The organism is Microcoleus sp. D3_18_C4 (assembly GCF_036702355.1).
Classification (GTDB): domain Bacteria; phylum Cyanobacteriota; class Cyanobacteriia; order Cyanobacteriales; family Microcoleaceae; genus Microcoleus.
In genome coordinates, this window is sequence record NZ_JAUBTF010000136.1 from 1 (window position 1) to 4839 (window position 4839).

Below are 4839 nucleotides of genomic sequence, written 5' to 3' on the forward strand. Positions count from 1 at the left end.
GTTAAGTGGAAGTCCTGAGAGGGATGAAGCTGAGGCGTACTAATAGACCGAGGGCTTGACCTCTGTTTCTACATGGTGATGATGATGACTTAATTCTCTGCAGTCTTCAGCGTTTTTCTCCCTGACAACTTTTCGGGCTGTCGAAAGACGCACTGCCACCACAGCGATTCCATCCCCAATTCGCTTGCTAAACGCCCAGCTCGCTAACATATTTGACCCGTCACTGCTGAACGAAAATATCTCGGTGCCGAGAATTCTATTTGACAATACAAAGCCTCTTTCTGAGCTTCAGATAGGGGCTTTGTTGTTTTTGCTGATTAAGTTGCCATACCTGTTAAACTAATTCCGATCGCCCTCAACCCTCAACACGATTTCATGCTATGTGGGAGAAAATTGCCGCGCACATCTGTGAAACAACCGGAGAAACATTTTCGATTGACAATCGCCGTTCAGTCAGCGGTGGCTCCATCAATCAAGGCTATTCTATCAGCAGCAGTTCCCGCACTTACTTCGCCAAAATCAATCAAGCTTCCCAAGTCGCGATGTTTGAAGCTGAAGCGCTGGGTTTGCAGCAAATGGGGGAAACCCAGACGATTCGAGTACCTGAGCCGATTTGCTGGGGAAGTGAGGGGAATTCAGCTTATATTGTGTTGGAGTGGTTGGATTTGGCAGGACGCGGGGGCGATCGAGCTTGGGAAGAAATGGGGCGAAAACTCGCCGAAATGCACAAATACACCCCCCCCAGCCCCCCCTTGCTAAGGGGGGGAGAAGAGCCGAATTCGGGCTTATTGAGGGGAGTTTTTGGGTGGGATATTAATAATACGATCGGCTCAACTATACAAATTAATAATTGGACGGCCAATTGGGCAGAATTTTGGGCAGAACATCGGATTGGTTATCAGTTAAAATTGGCTAGGCGTCGGGGCGGTCATTTTCCGCAAGGGGAACGTTTATTAGAGATGATTCCTGAATTGTTAGCTGGTTATGAACCTCAACCCTCGCTCGTTCACGGGGATTTGTGGGGGGGAAATGCGGGGGTGACATCTGCGGGGGAACCGGTCATTTTTGACCCAGCAACTTATTTGGGAGATAGAGAAGTTGATATCGCGATGACGGAGTTATTTGGCGGGTTTGCGCCGCAGTTTTATCGAGGATACAATCAGGTTTTGCCGTTGGATGGAGGCTACGAGCAGCGCAAAACTTTATATAATCTATATCACATTTTGAATCATTTTAATTTGTTTGGTGGGAGTTATGAGTCGCAGGCGAATCAGATGATTAATAGAGTCTTGGGTTAGAAATAGTGATTTTTTATTTCTAACCGCCGATGAACGCAGATAAACGCAGATGTAAGGTTTATCTGCGACCGTTGCCGCTTTATTTTTGCTTAGCTGTTGCTTTTTTCTTCGCTTCTTTTTCGGCTTTTTTAGCCGCTTTTTCTGCTTCAAGTTTGGCGATTCTTGCTAGCTCTTTTTCTTCGGCTATTTTATCCAGATAGTAGTGGTAATCTCCCAAATAAGGGCGAAATTCTCCATCCCGGATTTCGACTATTTTGTTGGCGACTTGGGAGATGAAATAGCGATCGTGCGAAACGATAATTACTGTACCGTCATAATTCTGAATCGCTTCTTCCATCATCTCTTTCGCCGGAATGTCGAGGTGATTTGTCGGTTCGTCCAAAATCAGCAAATTCACGGGAGTCAACAGCATTTTTGCCAAAGCTAGGCGGGCTTTTTCGCCGCCGCTTAAAGCGCCAACCTGTTTGAATACTGTTTCGCCAGTAAATAAGAAACGGCCCAACAAAGTCCGAACTTCTTCATTTTTCCAGTCTGGAACTTCGTCGTGAATCGTTTGCATCACACTTTTATTCAAATCTAAGGCTTCTGCCTGATTCTGTTCAAAGTAACCGGGGATGACGTTGTGACCTCCCAATTTGACAGTACCTTCAGTCGGCTTTTCCAAACCCATAATCATCCGCAGCAGGGTTGATTTGCCCGCGCCGTTGGGGCCGAGAAAGGCTATGCGATCACCCCTTTCAATTAATAAGTCGGCTCCCAAAAATAGGATTTTTTCGCCGTAGGTGTGCACCAAATCTTCAATTATTGCTACTTCGCGACCGCTGCGGGGTGCGGGGGGAAAGCGGAAATGCAAAGTTTTTAATCCGCCGGTGGGGGCTTCGATGCGTTCGATTTTGTCTAACTGTTTCTCGCGGCTTTTGGCTTGGGTGCTGCGAGTGGCGCTGGCGCGGAATTTTTCAACGAATGCTTGCTGTTTTTCGAGTTCTTTTTGCTGGCTTTCGTAGGCGCTGAGTTGGGCTTCTCTGGCTTCTGCTTTTTGCAGCAGGTAGGAGGAGTAGTTGCCGAGGTAGGTGCTGGAAACACCGCGTTCGGTTTCGACGATTTGCGTGCAGAGCCGATCAAGAAATTCCCGGTCATGGGATACGATTACCATCGGGGTTGTCAGCCCTTTGAGGTATACTTCCAGCCATTCGATGGTTTCTAAGTCGAGGTGGTTGGTAGGTTCGTCTAGCAGCAGGATGTCGGGTTTTTGCAGGAGAATTTTGCCCAAACTCATCCGCATTTGCCAGCCGCCGCTGAAGGCGCTGACTAATCGATCGCCGTCTTCGGGTTCAAATCCGATTTCGGGCAGAATTTTCTCGATTTGGGCTTCTAAACCGTAGCCGTTTAAGCCTTCAAATTGCCGTTGCAGCCGATCCATTTTGTGGATCAGTTCGTCGAGATTTTCTGGGGTGGAGGCTTCCAAGTCTCGATGCACTTGCATCAGGGATTCGTGGACTTCGTTGGCTTCGCTGAAGGCGCGCCAAAATTCTTCTCTGACGGTGCGAGTCGGATCTACTTCAAATTCTTGGGATAGGTAGGCGATGTGGAGGCTGGCGGGGCGAATGATTTCGCCTGCGGTCGGTTCGATTTCGCCGGCGATGATTTTGAGTTGGGTGGATTTGCCGGCACCGTTAACGCCTACTAAGCCGATGCGATCGCCTGGCTTGACTTCCCAGGTGACATCTTTGAGTACGACGCCTGTGGGGTAAATTTTACTGATGTGTTCGAGTCGCAGCATTGTTGTGGGGACTGGGGAAGGGCTGGTTTAGCGGCGGATGGGATGCCGGCGCTGAGGTCGAGTTAATCTTAACAAATTTTAATTATATTTAGCGTATTGCCAGATTTTGATTTGGTAGGAGTTACGCGAAGAAACGGGGTTTCTCTGAAAAATCGCAGATTCTTGGCTAGAGATATATCTCAAACTAACTCCCCGCGCACTTTGTTAGAGCAAATAGCTTCTGCGATCGCGCTACAATAGACCTCTTGCAAAATAATTTTATGCTATAGTCAAAGGTTTTACCCCTTCTCTATGGCTGGGTGCAATCCTAGCTCAACGCACTGCTCATTAGCCGAGTCATTCCACCTATCACCTAAATTCGACTAAACCTTTAAGGATAACACATATTTTTTTTGCAAGAGGCCTAATATAAGAACCAACTCAACAAGCGGATTTACTCGCTTGCACCCAAGTGCTCGCAGCTTTTTGGAGTTGGTCGGTGATAGTGAAGTCGATCGTGGTGGCTGTGGGCTTTACATGAGTTTGATGTTTCCCCTATCCCCTGCATCCAGCCCGCCTGATAGTTATAACCATATCTATTTAATTGTATTTGTACAGCTTTTTTATTTTAATAAAGCTTAAGGTCTAAAATACCGTGCCTGCAACGCTTACTTTTACCAGGTTAGCGCCTCAGGTATTCGCTCATCCGTTCAAATAGAAGAGCGTAATTATGACACCGTAAACTCCGGATAGTTAGTCAATTTATTAAGTTAGATTAAGCGGAGGTGCTGCTTTGTTAAAAAATATAAAATATTGGAGCAATACCAATTCTAATCCTTTAAACCGATGCATAATTAAATTAGTTCTTGTGGATTTATTCATCTTAATTTATCCTCGGAACAGAGGAGTAAAAAACAACTTAAATCGCAATCGGATTCCTAGTATTGAGAGCGGGACACATTGCTATTCATTGAGAGATTTGTGCGGCTATTTATTGATAAATAAATCCCGCAACACAGCTTTCGCTTCTGGACTACACATTTGTACGAATCTTGACAAAAATCTGGGTGTAATATATCGCACTAAAATCTGCTTGCTGGCTCTTAAAGGAGGTAGTAAATATGAAACGTCGTCTTATTATTTGTAGTGATGGAACTTGGCAGGATCTAGACCAAAACTATCCTACTAATGTGGTCAAAATACTTCAAGCCATTAAGCCAGTTGATGACCGAGGTATCCATCAGATTATTTATTACGATGAAGGTCTTGGCACCAAACAAATTAATACGGGAAAGTCTCTCACTGATTTCCTGACGCAATTCGGGGGAGGCGCTCTTGGGTTAGGTATCGATCATAAAATTCAGGATGCTTACCGATTTATTAGCATAAATTATGAACCAGATGATGAAATTTATTTATTTGGTTTCAGCCGCGGTGCTTACACGGTACGGTGTTTGGCAGGATTAATATATAACTGCGGTTTATTGCATCGGAACTTCATCCGGCATATCTCTCAAGCTTATGAGGTTTACCGTGAAAAAGAAGACCCCGATAATGCACCTAGCGGTAAAAACGCAGTGAAGTTTCGCAAGCAATACGCTAGAGAAGTCCCGATTAAAGCTTTATGCTGTTGGGATACAGTAGGTTCATTAGGGATTCCGAATTCCCTTGATCCCCTCTTCTTAAACAAAAAGTTTAATCAGAGATATACAGCAAATTCCATGTAAATGTGGTACACTACATTCAGTACATCAGCAGAAAAAATGAAAGCTTATTCGATCG

The 4839-nt window shown here is 45.3% G+C and carries 3 protein-coding genes; 2 read left to right on the forward strand and 1 reads right to left on the reverse strand.

Annotated elements, in window-relative coordinates; genetic code table 11:
* The first annotated feature begins 380 nt into the window (after nucleotides 1-380).
* Nucleotides 381-1298, forward strand: a complete 918-nt coding sequence (locus QUA90_RS29960; protein ID WP_333448747.1) for a fructosamine kinase family protein — start codon at nucleotides 381-383, stop codon at nucleotides 1296-1298.
* A gap of 79 nt (nucleotides 1299-1377) precedes the next feature.
* Here the strand turns inward: QUA90_RS29960 and QUA90_RS29965 are convergent, their stop codons facing one another.
* Nucleotides 1378-3078 carry an ABC-F family ATP-binding cassette domain-containing protein gene (locus tag QUA90_RS29965; RefSeq protein ID WP_333448748.1) on the reverse strand — a complete coding sequence of 567 codons (1701 nt, stop codon included), beginning with the start codon at nucleotides 3076-3078 and terminating at the stop codon, nucleotides 1378-1380.
* Nucleotides 3079-4178: 1100 nt separating this feature from the next.
* Between QUA90_RS29965 and QUA90_RS29970 the strand changes: the two genes are divergently transcribed.
* Nucleotides 4179-4784, forward strand: a complete 606-nt coding sequence (locus QUA90_RS29970; protein ID WP_333448749.1) for a DUF2235 domain-containing protein — start codon at nucleotides 4179-4181, stop codon at nucleotides 4782-4784.
* Nucleotides 4785-4839: the final 55 nt, after the last annotated feature.

Bases quoted from the DNA above. Each gene is read 5' to 3' on its own strand.
- QUA90_RS29960 (WP_333448747.1), top strand. From the start codon at position 381: ATGTGGGAGAAAATTGCCGCGCACATCTGTGAAACAACCGGAGAAACA.
- QUA90_RS29970 (WP_333448749.1), top strand. From the start codon at position 4,179: ATGAAACGTCGTCTTATTATTTGTAGTGATGGAACTTGGCAGGATCTA.
- QUA90_RS29965 (WP_333448748.1), bottom strand. From the start codon at position 3,078: ATGCTGCGACTCGAACACATCAGTAAAATTTACCCCACAGGCGTCGTA.